Below are 15529 nucleotides of genomic sequence, written 5' to 3'. Positions count from 1 at the left end.
GTGATTAACTGCCGAGATGGACAGCACGAGCGTGGCCGGCGGGCCGGTCACCCAGATCGCATGGGTCGTCACGGACATCGAGGCCAGTGAACGATTCCTGAAAACCACCATGGGGGCGGGCGGCTGGATGCGGATGCCCGATATCCACTTCGCGCCCGAGACCTGCCGGTACCGGGGCGAACCGGCCGACTTCACCGCCCACATCTCGCTGTCCTACAGCGGCGACACCCAGCTCGAGCTGATCCAGCCGGTGCGCGGGAAGTCGATCTATACCGAATTCCTCGAGCGCGGCGGTCCGGGCCTGCACCATGTCTGTATGGAACCCGAGGACTTCGACGCCGCGCTGAAAGACGCCGCGGCCCGGGGGATTCCGGTGGTGCAGCGGGGCGATATGGGCGGGGAGATGCGGTTCGCCTACCTCGACGGCACGGACTCGGGCGTACCGTACATCGAACTCGCCGAGATCGGGCCGAACATGCGGCTGTTCTTCGAGCAGATCAAGAAGGGTGCCCAGTGAGCACGCAGATCCCGGAAACCGTTGCGGCGGAATCCATTACCGACTGGTCCGACGAGGTCGACGTGGTCGTCGCCGGATTCGGCATCGCGGGCGGCTGTGCGGCGGTCGAGGCGGCCACGCGCGGGGCCCGCGTGCTGGTGCTGGAACGGGCCGGCGTGGCGGGCGGCACCACCGCGCTCGCGGGCGGGCACTTCTATCTCGGCGGCGGCACCGCCGTACAGCAGGCGACCGGCCACACGGACTCGGTCGAAGAGATGTACAAGTACCTGCTGTCGGTGGCGCGCGACCCCGAGCCGGACAAGATCCGCGCCTACTGCGAAGGCAGCGTCGAACACTTCGACTGGCTGGAGAGCCTCGGCTTCGAATTCGAGCGCAGCTACTACCCGGAGAAGGCCGTCATCCAGCCCGGCACCCAGGGGCTGATGTACACCGGCAACGAAAAGGTCTGGCCCTACCGGGAACAGGCGGTTCCCGCGCCGCGTGGCCACAAGGTTCCGGTACCCGGCGACACCCAGGGTGCGGCCATGATCATCGACCTGCTGGTGAAGCGGGCCGCCACCCTCGGCGTCGAAGTGCGCTACGAGACCGGGGTGACCAACCTGGTCGTCGACGCCGACGGGGCCGTGGTCGGCGTCGAGTGGAAGAGCCTCGGGACAGGGTCTTCTAAAAGAACCGGTGCGGTCAAAGCGAAGTCGGTGGTGCTGGCCGCCGGCGGCTTCGTCATGAACACCGACATGGTGGCCGAGAATGTGCCGTGGCTGACCGAGAAGCCCTTCGTGCTCGGCACCCCGTTCGACGACGGGCTCGGCATCCGGCTCGGCGTCTCCGCGGGCGGCGTGACCCGCATGATGGACCAGGCGTTCGTCACCGCGCCGGTCTACCCGCCGTCGAAGCTGCTGACCGGAATCGTGGTGAACCACAAGGGCGAACGGTTCGTCGCCGAGGACTCCTACCACGCGCGCACCTCCGCCTACGTGCTCGACCAGCCCGGCGCGATCGCCTATCTGATCGTGGACTCCGAGCACATGGAACGGCCCATGTTCCCGCTCGCACCGTTCATCGACGGCTGGGAGACCGTCGAGGAAATGGCCGCCGCACTCGGAATCCCCGCCGAGACACTGCGATCCACGCTCGACCGCTACAACGAGAACGCGGCGCGCGGCGAAGACCCCGACTTCCACAAGGCCGCCGAATGGCTCCAGCCCCAGGACCAGGGGCCGTGGGCGGCCTTCGACCTCACCCTGGGCAAGGCGCTCTACGCGGGCTTCACCCTCGGCGGCCTGCGCACCTCGGTCGACTCGGAAGTACTGCGGGACAACGGATCACCCATCCCGGGCCTCTACGCGGCGGGCGCGACCGCCTCCACCCTGGCCCAGGACGGCAAGGGCTACTCCAGCGGCACCCAGCTCGGCGCGGGCTCCTTCTTCGGCCGCCGCGCCGGACGTCACGCCGCCAGCCGCTCCAACTGACGGATCAGCTCCGAGACGGTCACAGGGTCCAGCACCCCGAACGTGCCGCCTCGGAGCTCCACCGCCAGCACCCGCTGCAGCTCGGGCTCGTCGCGGAAACCGCCCGCGAACCCGGGCTCCAGCCTGACCCGCACCTCCCGGGCCGGGCCGAAGCGGCGAATCAGGATCTCCCGCGACACCTCCCACCCCAGCTGTTGCAGGCCGAACACCCGATCGGTGCGAACCGGGCGATCAGTGAAGCGGGCCAGCAGATTCGAGCCCGCCTCCTCGGCGGTAAGGGTGTGTATCCGCCGCTCGAGCTGCTCGAACGGCTGCCGTAACCGGTTGTCGTCGAAGACCTTCCGCCAGTCCGCGAGCGAATCTCCCAGATGGATCGGGTGGGCCACACCCACCAGTGCGTTGCCGGGCAGTTCGACCGGCTGGTCATCCGCGCCGACAAGTACGCCCTCCGCGTCCACCCGGAACGCCCCCGCCACCCCGAATTCGCCTGCCACCGAGGACTTGCCTGCCACCGAGGACTTGCCTGCCACCGCGGAGGTGCCCGCGCCTGTGGGGGTGCCCGCGACAGTGGAGGTACCTGCCACCGTGGACGTGCCCGCGACCGCGGACGTGCCCGCCACCCTGGACGTGCCTGCTACCGCCGACTTTCCCGCCACGGCGGTGCGGCTATCGAAGCTCGCCCAGACCAGCCGCCGCGCAACCTGTCCGAGCGCGGGATCCTCGAGCACCAACCGCAGATACGCGGCCGCCCGCCACCGTCTGCCGTCCACCATGGCCGCCTCGAGCCGCCGAATCTGCTCGGTCGTCACCGATTTCGGCTCCACGGCCACTCGCGTCGCATCCGGGCGCGTGATCTCGGGCGCTTCCCCGAGCCGTTCGCGCACCCGCGCGTGCAGCGCCTCGGCGGCGGGCTCGGGCTCCTCTCCAGGCGCGGTCACGCGCAGCCACGGGGTCATCCGGCCCGCGCGCGGCTCCGGCTCCTCCACCCGAATGCCCGACCGGGCCACGGCCGCACCGGTCGTGAACACATGCCCGTGTTCGATCATCCAGCTGTCGATGAACCGATCGATGAACTCCTGCTCCCGCCGCGCCCCGGTCCGGTAGGCGACCGCCGCGTGCTGTGCGATGGCGAAGGCGATTGCCGCGCCTTCCGGCGCACAGGCTCGGTCGGGCGCGGCGATGTACTCGGCTGCGGCATCGGCGAGTTCGTCCAGCCCGTCCACCCGGGCGGCCGTCAGCACGGTCTCCACCGCGGCTCGATGCCGGCGCAGCAGCTTCCGCACCGCCTCCGTGGCGTGCGGGTCGGCCCAGCGCCGCTCCCCGTCGGTCATGCCCCTGATCTTGCCGCCGGGCACCGACAGATTGTCGGCAGGCGGCGGCATCGTCGGCTCGACGGCGCCCGAATCGGGGCGTCGCGACGTTCAGTGGGGGATTGCACGGTGTCGTGCAGAACTGGAATCCACACCGTCGCGGCCTGATCGGCCGTCGTCCTGCGGCAGGCCGAGGGCATCGAGGGTGTGTTGATGAGGCGCGTGGCTGACGCGGGTCGCGGGATCGGAATCCACGCCGCTGCTGCGGGAGCGGCGGTGGTCCGGTGGCCTCGGCTAGTCCGCGTCGCGTGTGATCAGTGAGACCGTCATGGGGACCAGCACTTCCACCAGATCGCGGACCGGCGGGCGCGGGTCCGAGAGCAGCCATTCGTGGGCCAGGCCGTTGATCGCGCCGATCAGGGCGCTGGTGGCCAGTTCCGGGGTGCCGCGCAGGGTCGCGTCCGGGCCGGCCAACGGCTGCACGGCCAGGCGCAGGGTGTCGCCCCAGGCGTGGCGGCGGGCGCGGCGGTGTTGTTCCATGCGTTCACTCACGCCGACGACCTCGACGAAGGCGACCCGGGCGCGGAAGGCGTCCGCACCGATCGAGTTCAGGAAGGCCGAGAAGGCCTGGGTCACGGACTCGGCCGGGTCCGGGTCCGGTCCCATCGCGCTCAGCGCCGTCGCCAGGGCCGCGGCGGCCTGATCCTGGATCTGGTCGTAGGCGGCGACCAGCACGTCCTCGCGGGTCTGGAATTCCTCGTAGAACTGGCGTTTGGAGAGTCCGGCGGCCGCGCATACATCGGCCAGCGAACAGTTGGCGTAGCCGCGCTCGCCGAAGATTCGGATGGCCGCGTCCAGGAATCGCTGCCGGCGCTCGGCTTTTCGTTCGGTCACGGCGCGTCCGCCGTACTGCCTGCCTTCGATCGTCACTGTCGTTTCTCGATCGTCACACCTGAAAGGTTACGGGTGCGGGAGCCACCGATTCCGGGGGCGGCGACGGGGGTGACGCATTTTGTGAACAGCTGTCAGCGTCATGGACGCAAATCTCTCAGCGTCGCGGACGCAAACCGTCGAGCATGTGGGTGACCATCTCGTCGAAGAGGCTGTCCGCCTCGGCGGCGGCGACCAGGCCCGACCCCATGATCGAGGCCAGGCCCTGCAGGGCCGCGACCGCCGACAGGCAGATGCGCCGCGGCTCGCCGGACACCACCTCCCCGCGCGCCTGCGCGTCGGTCACCATCTCGATCGGCACGGTGAACGCCCGCGCCGCGGCCTCGCCGATGGCCGGGGTGGGGCTGTTCTTCCGGGCGAACATGAGCGCCAGCAGTTCCGGATTGTCGATGGCGAAGCGCAGATAGCTGTGCGCCATGGCCCGCATGCGTTCCAGGAAGGTGCCCGCGGCCGCGGCCTTCTCGAATCCGGCGCCGAGCCGCTCGAATCCGGCGACGGTCAGCGCGTCCAGCAGCGCCTGCTTGTCCCGGAAGTGCCGCGAGGGCGCGGCATGGCTGACACCGGTGTCGCGGGCCAGCTGCCGCAGCGACAGGCGGTCGGCGCCCGCGGCGCGCAGGGTCTCCTCGGCGCGGCGGAGCAGTTCGGCGCGCAGGTCACCGTGGTGGTAGGAACGCGCCCGCTCGACCACTTCGCGGGCCTTGCGCTTGGCGATGCTCATGGTGAGAGCAGGATATCGGACACACTCGGGGATGTTGGCATTGACTACTTTGTTGACGCTGCCTACATTCGTCCGCATGGCGAATGAGATCCCGGCCCGGCCCGCGGTTCCACTGCGCGGATGGATCGGCCCGATGGTGGTGCTCGGCCTGCTCGCGGCGCTGATCGGCACCATGTACCTCGGCTACACCTCCGACCCGGAGAAGAACCTGCACGACTTCCCGGTCGCCCTGGTCAATCAGGACGTGGGCGACGTGATGGACGGCCGCACGGTCAATGTCGGCGATCAGATCGCCGCCGCGCTGACCGAGAAGATCCCCGCCGACAAGATCGACCTGCGCACCGTCGGCATCAGCGAGGCCCGCCAGCAGCTGGGCACCGGCCAGATCTACGGCGCCATCATCATTCCGGGCGATTTCACCAAGCGGCTCTCGATTCTCGCGGCGGCCTCGGTGGTGCCCGGCGACGTGGAGCGGCCGGCCATCACCGTGCAGACCAATCCGCGAGCGGGCACGTACGCCTCCTCGATCATGCAGCGCATCGCCGATCGCGCCATGGCGCAGGTCAATTCGACGGTCGGCGCGCAGCTCACCGACCAGGTGAAGGCCAAGCTGGCGCCGCAGGCGGGCGCACCCGCGACCGAATTGTCCGGTGCCGCACGGCTCCAGCTCGCCGAGCCCATCGACGTGGTGACCAATCCCTACCGGCCGCTCCCGGCGGGCACCGGCCAGGGCCTGTCCGCCTTCTTCTACACCCTGGTGCTGCTGTTCGCGGGCTTCAGCGGCGCGATGATCATCCACTCCATGATCGACAACGTGCTCGGTTACGTCCCCGCCGAATACGGCCCCTGGTTCCGCGCCCCCGAGCCCGCCTCGATCAGCCGCTGGCGCACCTTGCTGGTGAAGTGGGCCATCGCCGCCATCACCGCGCCCTTCCTCTCGGGCATGTTCATGGGCATCGCCCGGATCTTCGGCATGCCGATCGACAATCCGCTGCCGCTGTTCCTCTACGGCACCCTGGCCATCATCGCGGTGTCGGTGACCGGGCTGTCGGTGCTGGCCGCCTTCGGCACCGCGGGCCTGCTGATCAACATGATCGTGTTCGTGGTGCTGGGTCTGCCGTCGTCGTCGGGCTCGATTCCGGTGGAGGCGATTCCGCGCTGGATCGCGTCCCTGTCGAGCTTCGAGCCGATGCACCAGATCTACCTGTCGGTGCGGTCCATCCTGTTCTTCGACGGGCATCTCGAGGCCGGACTCGGCACGGGCATCTGGATGACGTTGTTCGGGCTGGCCTTCGGGCTGCTGCTGGGCGCGGTCGCCACCCATGTCTACGACCTGCGGGGCCTGTACCGGCTCGGTGTCCCGCACCGGCCCGCCGCCGACGCCCTGGCCGGGTAGGTCCCGCCGACGGCGCCCGGAGCGCATGGCCCACAGTGACTTTCGGCCCTGTTCGTTGCCGAGCTGTGACGGTGATACTGGCTCCGGGCACCGAATAACTCATCGCCGGGCGATGATTGTGGGGCGGTTCGATGGTGATGGCTTCGTCGCAGTTCGATCAGCTGACGGGACAGTTCCTGCGCGCCGTGCGCGATGCCGGCGGCGGGCTGGGTGCGGTGTGCACCGCGTGCGTGCGGGTGCTGCCGGTCCGTCGCGCCGCCATCGTGCTCGAGGAACGCGACGCGGGCATGCAACCCTGGTGCGTCAGCGACGAATTCGCCGAACGGGTGGAGCACGCGCAGGCCACCGCGGGGGAGGGGCCCGCGGTCACGGCGGTGGCCGACGGCGTGCCGGTGGTGATCACCGATCTGAGCGCGGACTGCGAGCCGTGGCCCGGTTTCGCCGAGGCCCTCTCGGGTGCGCCGGTGTCGGGCTCGCTGTTCGCGGTGCCCTTGCGGCTGGGCGCGATTCGGCTCGGCGCGGTCGACCTGTACCGCGAATCGGTGGGGCGGCCCGGCCCGCGACTGCTGTCGGCGTCGCTGCACATCGCGGATCTGGTCACCGCCAGCCTGGTGCTGGCCACCGGCGACGACGCGCGCCAGTGGGCACAGCCGTTGTCCAGCCGCTGGATTCACCAGGCCGCCGGCATGACCAGCGCGCAACTGGGCATCGGGATTCCCGACGCCTACGCCCGCCTGCGCGGATACGCCTTCACCCATGGGCTTTCGCTGGTCGAGGTGGCACGGCGGGTGGTGGAGCGCAGCATTCGGATCGAGGTGGAATGAGCGCAACTGTTCCGCGCCGGCCCGCCCGGCAAATACCATGAGCTGAACGGCAAGAGCGGCACAGGAATACTTTCGTGGCGGGCGCGCGGCGTCCGTCGATGCGGGGTGATGGCGGTGTCCGACAGTGAGTTGATGGTGGCGGTGCTGGCCCGGTTCGCGCGGCTGCTGCCGGCGGCGAGCGAACTGCCCGAGATTCTGGACGAATTGATGCGCAGTGCCATCGATGTGCTGGAACCGGGTGGGGTCACGGTGGCGCTCTCCGCGCAATTGCGAGGCGACCGGTCTGAACTCTTCACCGGGATACCCGAAGACCTGCTGGAACTCGAAGTCTGTCAGCGCGACCACGACCGCGGCCCCGGCGTGGTCGCGCACGCCTGCGGCGCGCCGGTGACCGTCACCGAGATCGGCAGCTACGGCGACCTCTGGCCCGAGTACACGACGCTGGCCGGGCGGCACCGGATCTCCTCCGTCGCCGCGGTCCCCATGCGCCTGGACGCCACCGAAGCCGGTGTGCTGAGCCTGTATTCACGCACCCCGCGCCGCTGGACCGGCCAGGATCTCTCGGTGGCCACCCTGCTCGCGGGCATGGCCACCGGACACATCGCCACCGCCAACCTGGTGCACCGCCACCAGCGGGTCACCGAACAGCTCCAGCACGCGCTCACCACCCGCATCGTGGTGGAACAGGCCAAGGGCGTGATCGCCCACGTCCACCACACCACCCCCGACGCCGCCTTCGAACTCATTCGCTCGCACGCCCGCCGCAACCGGGTCACGGTGCACGCCGTCGCGCACGGCATCGTCGCCCTGGGCCTGCGGATCTGAGCAGCGGGTCACCGAAACCCGGCCCGCGAATTCGAGCACTCGCCACCGGACTGTCGTCCAGGTGGCGTAGCCTGGATAGCTGGCGGAACCGAAAGCCCCTGCCCCCGGCCGGTTTCCGTGCACGGTTGGCGACCGTCCCAGTCCTCGACGGCTCGTTTCGACATATCTCTCCACCCGATTTCTGTCGATCTGCCTCGCTTTCCGTCGACCTGGGGGCCTTCGTGAATTCCTCACGTGCACTGCACCGTTCCGCTGCTTACACCACGACCGTCGCTGCCCGCCGTACCCGGCGCGGCAGCGAATTCGACAGTCTCGTCCGCCGGATCGGCGAGCACGACCGCGTCGCCTACGCGGAGCTCTACCGCCGCACCCGCGGCCTCGTCTACTCCCGTGTCCTGAACATCGTGTGCGACACCGGCTATGCCGAGGAGACCTGCCACGAGGTCTACCTCCAGGTCTGGCGCAGCGCCGCCTCCTTCGACCCCGCCCGCGGCAACGCCCTGACCTGGCTCACCACCCTGGCCCATCATCAGGCGGTGGATCGGGTGCGGCGCGAATGCAGCGCCGCCGGGCACGAACACCGTTGGGGCGTCTGTGATTACCGCCCCGCCACCGACGTCGTGGCCGAGGAGATCCTGCGCCGCCAGGAGGAGCGCGCCATCCGCCTCGGGTTGTCCACACTCACCCCCATCCAGCGCGAATCGGTGGTGCTCGCCTTCTACGGCGGCCTCACCTACCCGCAGGTCGCGGCACAGCTGGGGATCGGGCTGCCGGCGGTGAAGGCCCGCATCCGCTCGGGCCTCGCGCAATTGAAAGTCGCACTGGCGTAACCGAATGCCGACGCACCGGGTGGTTCAGTGCGCGGCGGTCGCCTGGAAGCCGCGCGGAACCAGGATCACGGTGAGCACCGCGACCGTGCCCACCAGCGCGGTGGAGATCCAGGAGGTGGTGGTGAGCGCGGCATCGTAGGCATGCTGGGCGACGTGCAGCACCTCGTCGCCGGCGGGTCCGCCGATCCGTTCGGCGACGTGGGCCGCGCCGCCCACCGAGCCCTGCGCTTCGGCCAGATCGTCGCCGTGTAGCGGCAATCCGGTCATGTGCCCGGTGAACAGTCGGCCGTGGATGCTGCCCAGCAGCGCCACGCCCAGGCCGATGCCCAGTTCGTAGTTGGTCTCCTCGACCGCGCCCGCCTGCCCGGCGCGTTCGGCCGGCACCGCCGAGACCAGCACCGCGGCGGCCGTGGTGATCGCGATGCCGTCACCGATGCCCAGGCACACCAGCACCAGCGCGACGATCGGGTAGGTGGTGTCGGGAACGGCCGCCAGCACGGCGAAACCCGCTGCCAGCGCGCCCAATCCGAAACCCATCAGCGCGCGGACGCCCACCCGCTGGATCAGCCAGGGGGTGGACAGTGAACCGAACAGGGTGGCCAGCGCCGCGGGCAGGGTGCGCGTACCGGCCTCCGACGGCGTGTAGCCGTGAATGTACTGGAGCCACAACGAGATCAGGAACAGGGCCGCGCCGATGGCGAGCATGGCCAGCAGGGTGGCCAGCGCCGCCGCGGTGAAGGCCCGATTGCGGAACAGTCGAACGTCGAGCAGCGGATCCGGCGACTTCAACTGCCGGTAGGCGAACAGCCCCAGCAGCAGCACCGACGCCACCATGATGATCAAATCGATCGAGGCCGGATTGCCTTTGGCCACATGCTTGATGCCCCACGCCAGCGCCACCACGCCCAGCACCGACAGCGCCGCGCTCGCCCAGTCCAGGCTGCCGTGCCCCGGGGCCCGGTACTCCGGCAGCAGCCACAGTCCGGCGGCCACAGTGAGAATCACGACGGGCACATTGAGCCAGAAGGCCGCCGACCAGCCGAACGACTCGACCAGATGACCGCCGATCAGCGGTCCGATGGCTGCGCCGCCACCGGCGACCGATGCCCAGATGCCGATGGCGAGGGTGCGTTCCTTGTCGTCGGTGAAGATATTGCGGATCAGCGACAGCGTGGACGGCATCACCATGGCGCCGCCGACGCCGAGCAGGGCCCGGCCCGCGATGAGCTGGGCGGGGGAGTGCGCGGTCGCCGCGACCACCGAGGCCAGCCCGAACAGCAGGAAGCCGAGCAGGAACAGCCGTTTGCGCCCGTACCGGTCGCTGATCGCGCCGCAGGTGATCAGCAGACCGCCCAGCACCAGCCCGTACAGGTCGACGATCCAGAGCTGTTCCATCGGAGTGGGCGACATGTGATCGATGAGCGAGGGCAGCGCGACATTGAGGATCGTCGCGTCCATCGCCACCAGCAACAGGCTCGCGCAGAGCACGGCGAGCATGGCCCATCGGCTCGCCGGCGCGGGCGCCACCTGGTCCGTCAGATCGTCGGACTGTTCCCGGGGTGGGGTGGGGCCCACGGTTTCCGCCTCCTCGGCTAGACCTTCGTCAGGATGTTGGCAACAACCTGGCTAAGCCTAGTCGAGGGCGGCGTCGAAAACCGGCTCGGAAGGTGGGGACTACCGGCTCGCGTTCTGCTTCGCCAGCAGGTCGCGGATCTCGGTGAGCAGCTCCAGCTCGGTGGCCGTCTTCTCCTCCTCGGCCTTGGTGAAGCGGCTCTTGAGGGTGTTCATCGGGAGGATGAGCACGAAGTACAGCACCGCCGCGACGCAGACGAAGTTGATGCCCGCGCTGATGATCGGCCCGAGGGCGACGAAGGTGGACGGTTTGTCGGCGAGCAGCTGGAAGCCCAGGCCGAACTCCTTGTTGCCGCCGAGGGTGGCGAGCAGCGGCTCGATCACGCCCTTGGTCACCGAGGTGACGATGGCCGTGAACGCGGTGCCCATGACCACGGCCACCGCGAGATCGATGACGTTGCCCCTCATCAGGAAGTCTTTGAAGCCTTTGAGCATGTGCGCGCAGTTCCAATCCGAGACGTTTTCGTTATGTTCCGGATGGGAGTTTAGAGGCTGGTCCGCCCGCTGTGTGCACATGGCACACCCCCCTTGACGCGCGTCACTCCGGTTCGCCCGAAGGGTGCAGCACACATGCGGCAAACCGACGGGCCGGAGTCAGCTCCCGCGATCGGCCCGGAAGGTCTTCACCAGCGCCACGCACATGGCCAGCAACACCACGCTGAACGGCAGCGCGATCAGGATCGCCACGGTCTGCAAGGTCGTCAACGCGGCCGTCCCGGTGCCGCTGGCCACCAGCAGCGCCGCCGCCACCGCGCCCTGCGCGCAGGTCCAGAAGGCGCGACTCCAGGTCGGCGGCTCCGGATTGCCGCCCGAGGACAGCATGTTCACCACCAGCGCGCCCGAATCGGCCGAGGTGACGAAGAACAGCACGATCACCAGGATCGCCAGACCCGCCGTGAGCGATCCGCCCGGCAGCGTGTTCAGCAACTCGAACAGCGCGCTGTCGCGATCCGGCCCGTCCGGGCCGACCAGCCCGCCGCCGCCGAACATCTCGCGGTGCAGGCCCGCGCCGCCGAAGACCGCGAACCACACGAAGGTCAGCAGCGTCGGCACCAGCAGCACCCCGGCCACGAACTCGCGCACGGTACGGCCGCGCGAGATGCGCGCGATGAACACACCCACGAAGGGAGCCCAGGAAATCCACCAGCCCCAATAGAAGACCGTCCACTGCTGCGTCCACGCCGTTCCGGTGGGACCCTCGGTCGCGCCGGTGTACATGCTGATCCGCGGCAGCGACTGCACATACTGGCCCAGGTTCTGCACCAGATCGTCGACGATGAACAACGTCGGCCCGACGATCAGCACGAACAGCATCAGCGCGCCCGCCACGCCCATGTTCAGCTGGGACAGCAGCTTGATGCCCTTGTCCACACCGGTCACCACCGACACCGTGGCCAGCGCGGTGACCGCCACCACCAGCGTCACCTGCAGTCCCTTGCCCGGTTCGTGCAGCCAGCCTTGATGATTGAGGCCCGCCGAGATCTGCAGCACGCCCAGGCCCAGCGAGGTGGCCACACCGAACACCGTGCCGATGACCGCCACCACGTCGATGACGTCACCGCGCCAGCCCCGGACCTTTTCGCCCGCAATCGATTCCAGCGACCACCGGATCGACACCGGCCGGCCCTTGCGGTGGATCGAGTACGCGATGGCCAGCCCGACCACCACATAGATGGCCCACGGGTGGATGCCCCAGTGCAGGAACGTCTGCACCATGGCCGAATCCGCGCGCTGCGCGGGGGTGGACCCGACGCCGGGGCGGGGGTCGTCGTAGTGGAAGAGCGGTTCGGCCACGCCCCAGAACACCAGGCCGATCCCCATGCCCGCCGCGAACAGCATGGAAAGCCAAGCGCCGATCGAGTATTCGGCCTTCTCGCCGTCCTCGCCCAGGGGGATGTCGCCGAACCGGCCCAGGCCCAGCCAGATCGCGAACACCACGAACAGGCTGACGATCACGATGTAGTACCAGCCGAACCCGCCGATCACATTGTCCTGCAGGGTTTTCGCCTGCCGGGCCGCGGTGTCGCGGAAGACGATGGCGTAGACCGTGAAGGCCGTCACCACGATGGCCGAGGGCCAGAACACCCTGGGCGCCACCGCTACTCGAGGATGGACCGGAACCGATTCATTCGAGGTGTCGCTCGGTGCGCTCACGTGAGATGTCCCCTGTGGTGTAGTCACTCGGCGGACCCGCCGCCGAACCCATGCGAACAACCCCGGTTCCGGGCCGTGTGGCCCGGAACCGGGGTTGGCTGAACTACTTTCCGCCGGCCCTGTTCTTCAGAGCGGTGACGATCTCGTTGACCGCGGCCAGCACGTCCTGTGCGGCGTGGTCGAGGTTGGCCCGCACTTGTTCGAGGGTGTTCTGGAAGTCCTCGGGAGTGATCTTGTCGGCGAAGGACTTCGCCATGTCGGCCAGGTCGGCGGCCGCGTTCTGGGCTCGGTCGGCGAGTTCGGCGGCGGCACCGCTGGCCCGTTCGGCCAGTTGCCCGGCCGCCGACTCGGCCCGCTCGCGCAGGTCGGCGGCGGTGACGCCGAGATCGGTGGACAGGTCGTCGGCGGTGGTGCGCAGGTCGTCGGCCAGGCGGTCGGCGTTCTCGCCGGATTTGTCATCGGTCGGCATCGTCGCGGATCCCTACTTCGATCCGCGGTCGAACATCCCCTTGACCTTGTCGGTCAAGCCGCCGGCCCACTCCTTGACTTCGTCACCGGCTTTCTCGGCCCATTCCTTGACCTCGTCACCGGCCTTCTCGGCCCATTCCCTGGCGTCGTCGGCGCCGGATTCGGCCTTGCCGCCCAGGTCCTGGGCGGCGTCCTCGATCTTGTCGCCGGCATTCTCGTTGTCGCTGAAAGAAGTCATCGGAACCTCCTACGTGGGGTGGTCACGCCCGGACGAGCAGCGATCTTTCAGCAACCGATACTAGTCGGTTTGTTCAGCTCGCGTGGATACTCAGCTCACCGGTCCGAGCACGCGTTCGATGTAGGCGTTGGTGAACCGGCCCTTGGGGTCGAAACGGCGGCGGACCTCGGCGAACTTGTCCCACTCCGGGTACCGCTCGCGCAGGGTCTCCGCGGTCTGGAAATGCCGCTTGCCCCAGTGCGGCCGGCCGTTGTACCGGTCGAAGACGCGCTCGCAGGCCCGGAAATACGGCTCGTAGTTCATGCCCTCGTACTGGTGCACCGCGATGTAGCAGGTCTCGCGGCCGCCGGCGGGGGAGAGGAAGGCGTCGTCGGGAGCGACCCAGCGCACCTCGATCGGCATCGGGGTGTCGAAATGCTTGGCCACCTCCTTGATCTCGCGGATCGCGTCGACCGAATGCTCGCGCGGGATGGCGTATTCCATCTCGGTGAAGCGGAACAGCCGGGGGCTGGCGAACACCTTGTAGGAGCGTTCGACCTGCCGGCGGTAGCTGCCGGCGTAGGCCGCGGCGCGCTGCACCATCGGGATCAGGTTCGGGCGGCTGCGGGTCAGGCGGCACAGCGCGTCGAAGGTGTAGTTGGTCATGAGGATGTCGGAGAACCAGTCCATGGCTTTGCCGCGCGGTTGCTCGGGTAGCTCGACGCGGTTGTTGCGCTTGGTCATCGCGAGCGGGCTGTGGGCGAACATGTAGAACTCGAAGTGCTCGTTGCCTTCGACGTAGGTGTCGAGATCGGCCAGCACCTCCTCGACCGGCACCGGGCGCTCGACGCCCTCGAGCACGAACGAGGGCACCATCTGCAGCGTCACGGCGGTGACCACGCCGAGCGCGCCGACATTCACGCGCGCCGCGCGCCAGCCGTCGGGATCGGTCTGCTCGTTGAGCTCGACCCGGCTGCCGTCGGCGAGCATGAGCTCGACGGAATGCAGTGCGGCGGAAAGGTTCTGCAGCTTGGATCCGGTCCCGTGGGTACCGGTCGCGGTGGCGCCGGCCACCGACTGCACGTCGATGTCGCCCAGGTTCGGGAAGGCCAGGCCCAGCGGGTGCAGCGCATTGCTGGCGGCGTTGAGCGTGATGCCGGCTTCGGCGCGGACCAGGCCGGTGGCGCGGTCCACGTGCAGGATCTTGTCGAGCTTGTTCAACCGCAGCAGCGTGCCGTCGGTGAGCACGGTCTCGGTGAAGGAATGGCCGGATCCGGCGACCCGGACGGTGTGGCCGTTCGCTTCGGCCTGAGCGAGTACTGCCGCGACGTCCTCGGGCGAGCTCGGTTCGGCGATGGACGCCGGGGTACAGCTCTGATCCCCGGCCCAGTTCACCCAAGAGTTGGTCATGCGACCAACTTTAAACCGCGCGTGTGATGCGCGCTACCGTTTGCGCGGGTTGAAGGCAGCCGCCTTCGCTCGCTCCACCTCGTCCTCGGACAGCGGGGGCTGAGTGAGCGGCAGGCGAGGCACGCTGTCGCCGCGCACGCCATTGAGGATCACCGCCATGTAGCGCTCCCACACTTCGGGATTGACCGGCCGCGCGAAGCCCGCGATGCCGTCGACCATGTTCACCATGGCGAAGAAATCGGCCGGCTCGATATCGGGCTGCAGCACGCCGGCGTCCTTGGCGCGCGAGATGACCGCCTGCATGCCGGGCCGGATCTGATCCTTCATGCACACGAATCGGTCCATGCTGTCGTGCAGTTCGAGGATCACCTCGCTGAAACCGCGGTTGGCTGCGATGTGCCGGCAGGAGTACTCGAACAGGTCGACCAGGCCCTCCCAGGGATCCGGGTGGTGCAGCGCCACGTTCACGGCCTCGGCCAGTTCGGTGACCATCTGCTCGAAGACCTCGGAGATGAGCTCCTGCTTGTTGGCGAAGCGGCGGTAGACCGTGCCGACGCCGACGCCCGCCCGCTCGGCCACGTCGTCGAGGGTGACGTCCAGCCCGCGATCGGCGAACAGCTCGCGGGCGGCCGCGATGATGCGCTGCTGATTGCGGGCGGCGTCCGCGCGCAGACGCCGAGGTGGGGGCGCGGTGGTGACGTGATTCACAGGCTAATCCTATCAGCAATCGGGATTATCCGGAGGAGCTATCTCCGTTTAGCTGGTAGCTTGATTCGGTAAGCGGAGATGGCTACTCCACTAAGTCTAG

At 68.7% G+C, this 15529-nt stretch carries 16 protein-coding genes; 6 read left to right on the top strand and 10 right to left on the bottom strand.

The features are described from left to right. Nucleotides 1–16 precede the first annotated feature (16 nt). Both ACYVKL_RS12710 and ACYVKL_RS12705 read left to right on the top strand, forming a co-directional pair. On the top strand, nt 17–517 hold the full coding sequence (locus ACYVKL_RS12710) for a VOC family protein (protein WP_379162523.1): 501 nt from the start codon (nt 17–19) through the stop codon (nt 515–517). Next, nucleotides 514–1986 carry an FAD-binding protein gene (locus ACYVKL_RS12705; RefSeq protein WP_379162520.1) on the top strand — a complete coding sequence of 491 codons (1473 nt, stop codon included), beginning with the start codon at nt 514–516 and terminating at the stop codon, nt 1984–1986. Before ACYVKL_RS12710 ends, ACYVKL_RS12705 begins: the two co-directional genes overlap by 4 nt. On the opposite strand, the gene ACYVKL_RS12700 is transcribed toward ACYVKL_RS12705, so the two are convergent. The 3 genes from ACYVKL_RS12700 to ACYVKL_RS12690 form a co-directional block, all read right to left on the bottom strand. Further along, a complete protein-coding gene (locus tag ACYVKL_RS12700; protein ID WP_379162517.1) occupies nt 1962–3368 on the bottom strand; it encodes a DUF4132 domain-containing protein in 1407 nt (468 codons plus the stop codon). The genes ACYVKL_RS12705 and ACYVKL_RS12700 overlap by 25 nt on opposite strands. 222 nt (nt 3369–3590) lie before the next feature. Beyond that, nucleotides 3591–4190: a TetR/AcrR family transcriptional regulator gene (locus ACYVKL_RS12695; RefSeq protein WP_357191986.1), complete on the bottom strand. Its 600-nt coding sequence runs from the start codon at nt 4188–4190 to the stop codon at nt 3591–3593. 154 nt (nt 4191–4344) lie between these two features. Next, nucleotides 4345–4965: a TetR/AcrR family transcriptional regulator gene (locus tag ACYVKL_RS12690; protein ID WP_379162514.1), complete on the bottom strand. Its 621-nt coding sequence runs from the start codon at nt 4963–4965 to the stop codon at nt 4345–4347. 76 nt (nt 4966–5041) lie between these two features. Here ACYVKL_RS12690 and ACYVKL_RS12685 point away from each other — a divergent pair, with 76 nt between their 5' ends. The 4 genes from ACYVKL_RS12685 (at nt 5042) to ACYVKL_RS12670 (ending at nt 8840) form a co-directional block, all read left to right on the top strand. Next, on the top strand, nt 5042–6361 hold the full coding sequence (locus tag ACYVKL_RS12685) for a YhgE/Pip domain-containing protein (RefSeq protein WP_379162512.1): 1320 nt from the start codon (nt 5042–5044) through the stop codon (nt 6359–6361). 137 nt (nt 6362–6498) lie between these two features. Then, on the top strand, nt 6499–7185 hold the full coding sequence (locus ACYVKL_RS12680; protein WP_379162509.1) for a GAF and ANTAR domain-containing protein: 687 nt from the start codon (nt 6499–6501) through the stop codon (nt 7183–7185). Nucleotides 7186–7299: 114 nt separating this feature from the next. Next, nucleotides 7300–8010, top strand: a complete 711-nt coding sequence (locus ACYVKL_RS12675) for a GAF and ANTAR domain-containing protein (RefSeq protein WP_379162507.1) — start codon at nt 7300–7302, stop codon at nt 8008–8010. Between the two features lie 221 nt (nt 8011–8231). After that, the gene (locus tag ACYVKL_RS12670; protein ID WP_379162504.1) at nt 8232–8840 is read left to right on the top strand and encodes a sigma-70 family RNA polymerase sigma factor; all 609 of its coding nucleotides are present in this window, start codon (nt 8232–8234) and stop codon (nt 8838–8840) included. Nucleotides 8841–8864: 24 nt separating this feature from the next. On the opposite strand, the gene ACYVKL_RS12665 is transcribed toward ACYVKL_RS12670, so the two are convergent. From ACYVKL_RS12665 to ACYVKL_RS12635, 7 genes are all read right to left on the bottom strand, one after another. Then, nucleotides 8865–10415: an MFS transporter gene (locus ACYVKL_RS12665; protein WP_379162502.1), complete on the bottom strand. Its 1551-nt coding sequence runs from the start codon at nt 10413–10415 to the stop codon at nt 8865–8867. A 99-nt stretch (nt 10416–10514) separates the two neighbouring features. Beyond that, nucleotides 10515–10907: a large conductance mechanosensitive channel protein MscL gene (gene mscL / locus ACYVKL_RS12660; protein WP_379162499.1), complete on the bottom strand. Its 393-nt coding sequence runs from the start codon at nt 10905–10907 to the stop codon at nt 10515–10517. A 159-nt stretch (nt 10908–11066) separates the two neighbouring features. Beyond that, on the bottom strand, nt 11067–12569 hold the full coding sequence (locus tag ACYVKL_RS12655; RefSeq protein WP_379162496.1) for a BCCT family transporter: 1503 nt from the start codon (nt 12567–12569) through the stop codon (nt 11067–11069). Nucleotides 12570–12729: 160 nt separating this feature from the next. Continuing rightward, entirely contained in the window at nt 12730–13095 is a 366-nt protein-coding gene (locus ACYVKL_RS12650; RefSeq protein WP_379162493.1) for a hypothetical protein, read from the bottom strand. 12 nt (nt 13096–13107) lie between these two features. After that, nucleotides 13108–13332, bottom strand: coding sequence for a hypothetical protein (locus ACYVKL_RS12645; protein WP_379162490.1), 225 nt, complete (start codon nt 13330–13332; stop codon nt 13108–13110). Between the two features lie 90 nt (nt 13333–13422). After that, a complete protein-coding gene (locus ACYVKL_RS12640) occupies nt 13423–14721 on the bottom strand; it encodes a D-arabinono-1,4-lactone oxidase (protein ID WP_379162487.1) in 1299 nt (432 codons plus the stop codon). A gap of 33 nt (nt 14722–14754) precedes the next feature. Continuing rightward, nucleotides 14755–15429, bottom strand: a complete 675-nt coding sequence (locus tag ACYVKL_RS12635) for a TetR/AcrR family transcriptional regulator (RefSeq protein WP_379162484.1) — start codon at nt 15427–15429, stop codon at nt 14755–14757. Nucleotides 15430–15529 lie beyond the last annotated feature (100 nt).

This window comes from Nocardia tengchongensis, from assembly GCF_054781395.1.
This window is presented reverse-complemented; position numbering and strand designations above follow the sequence as displayed.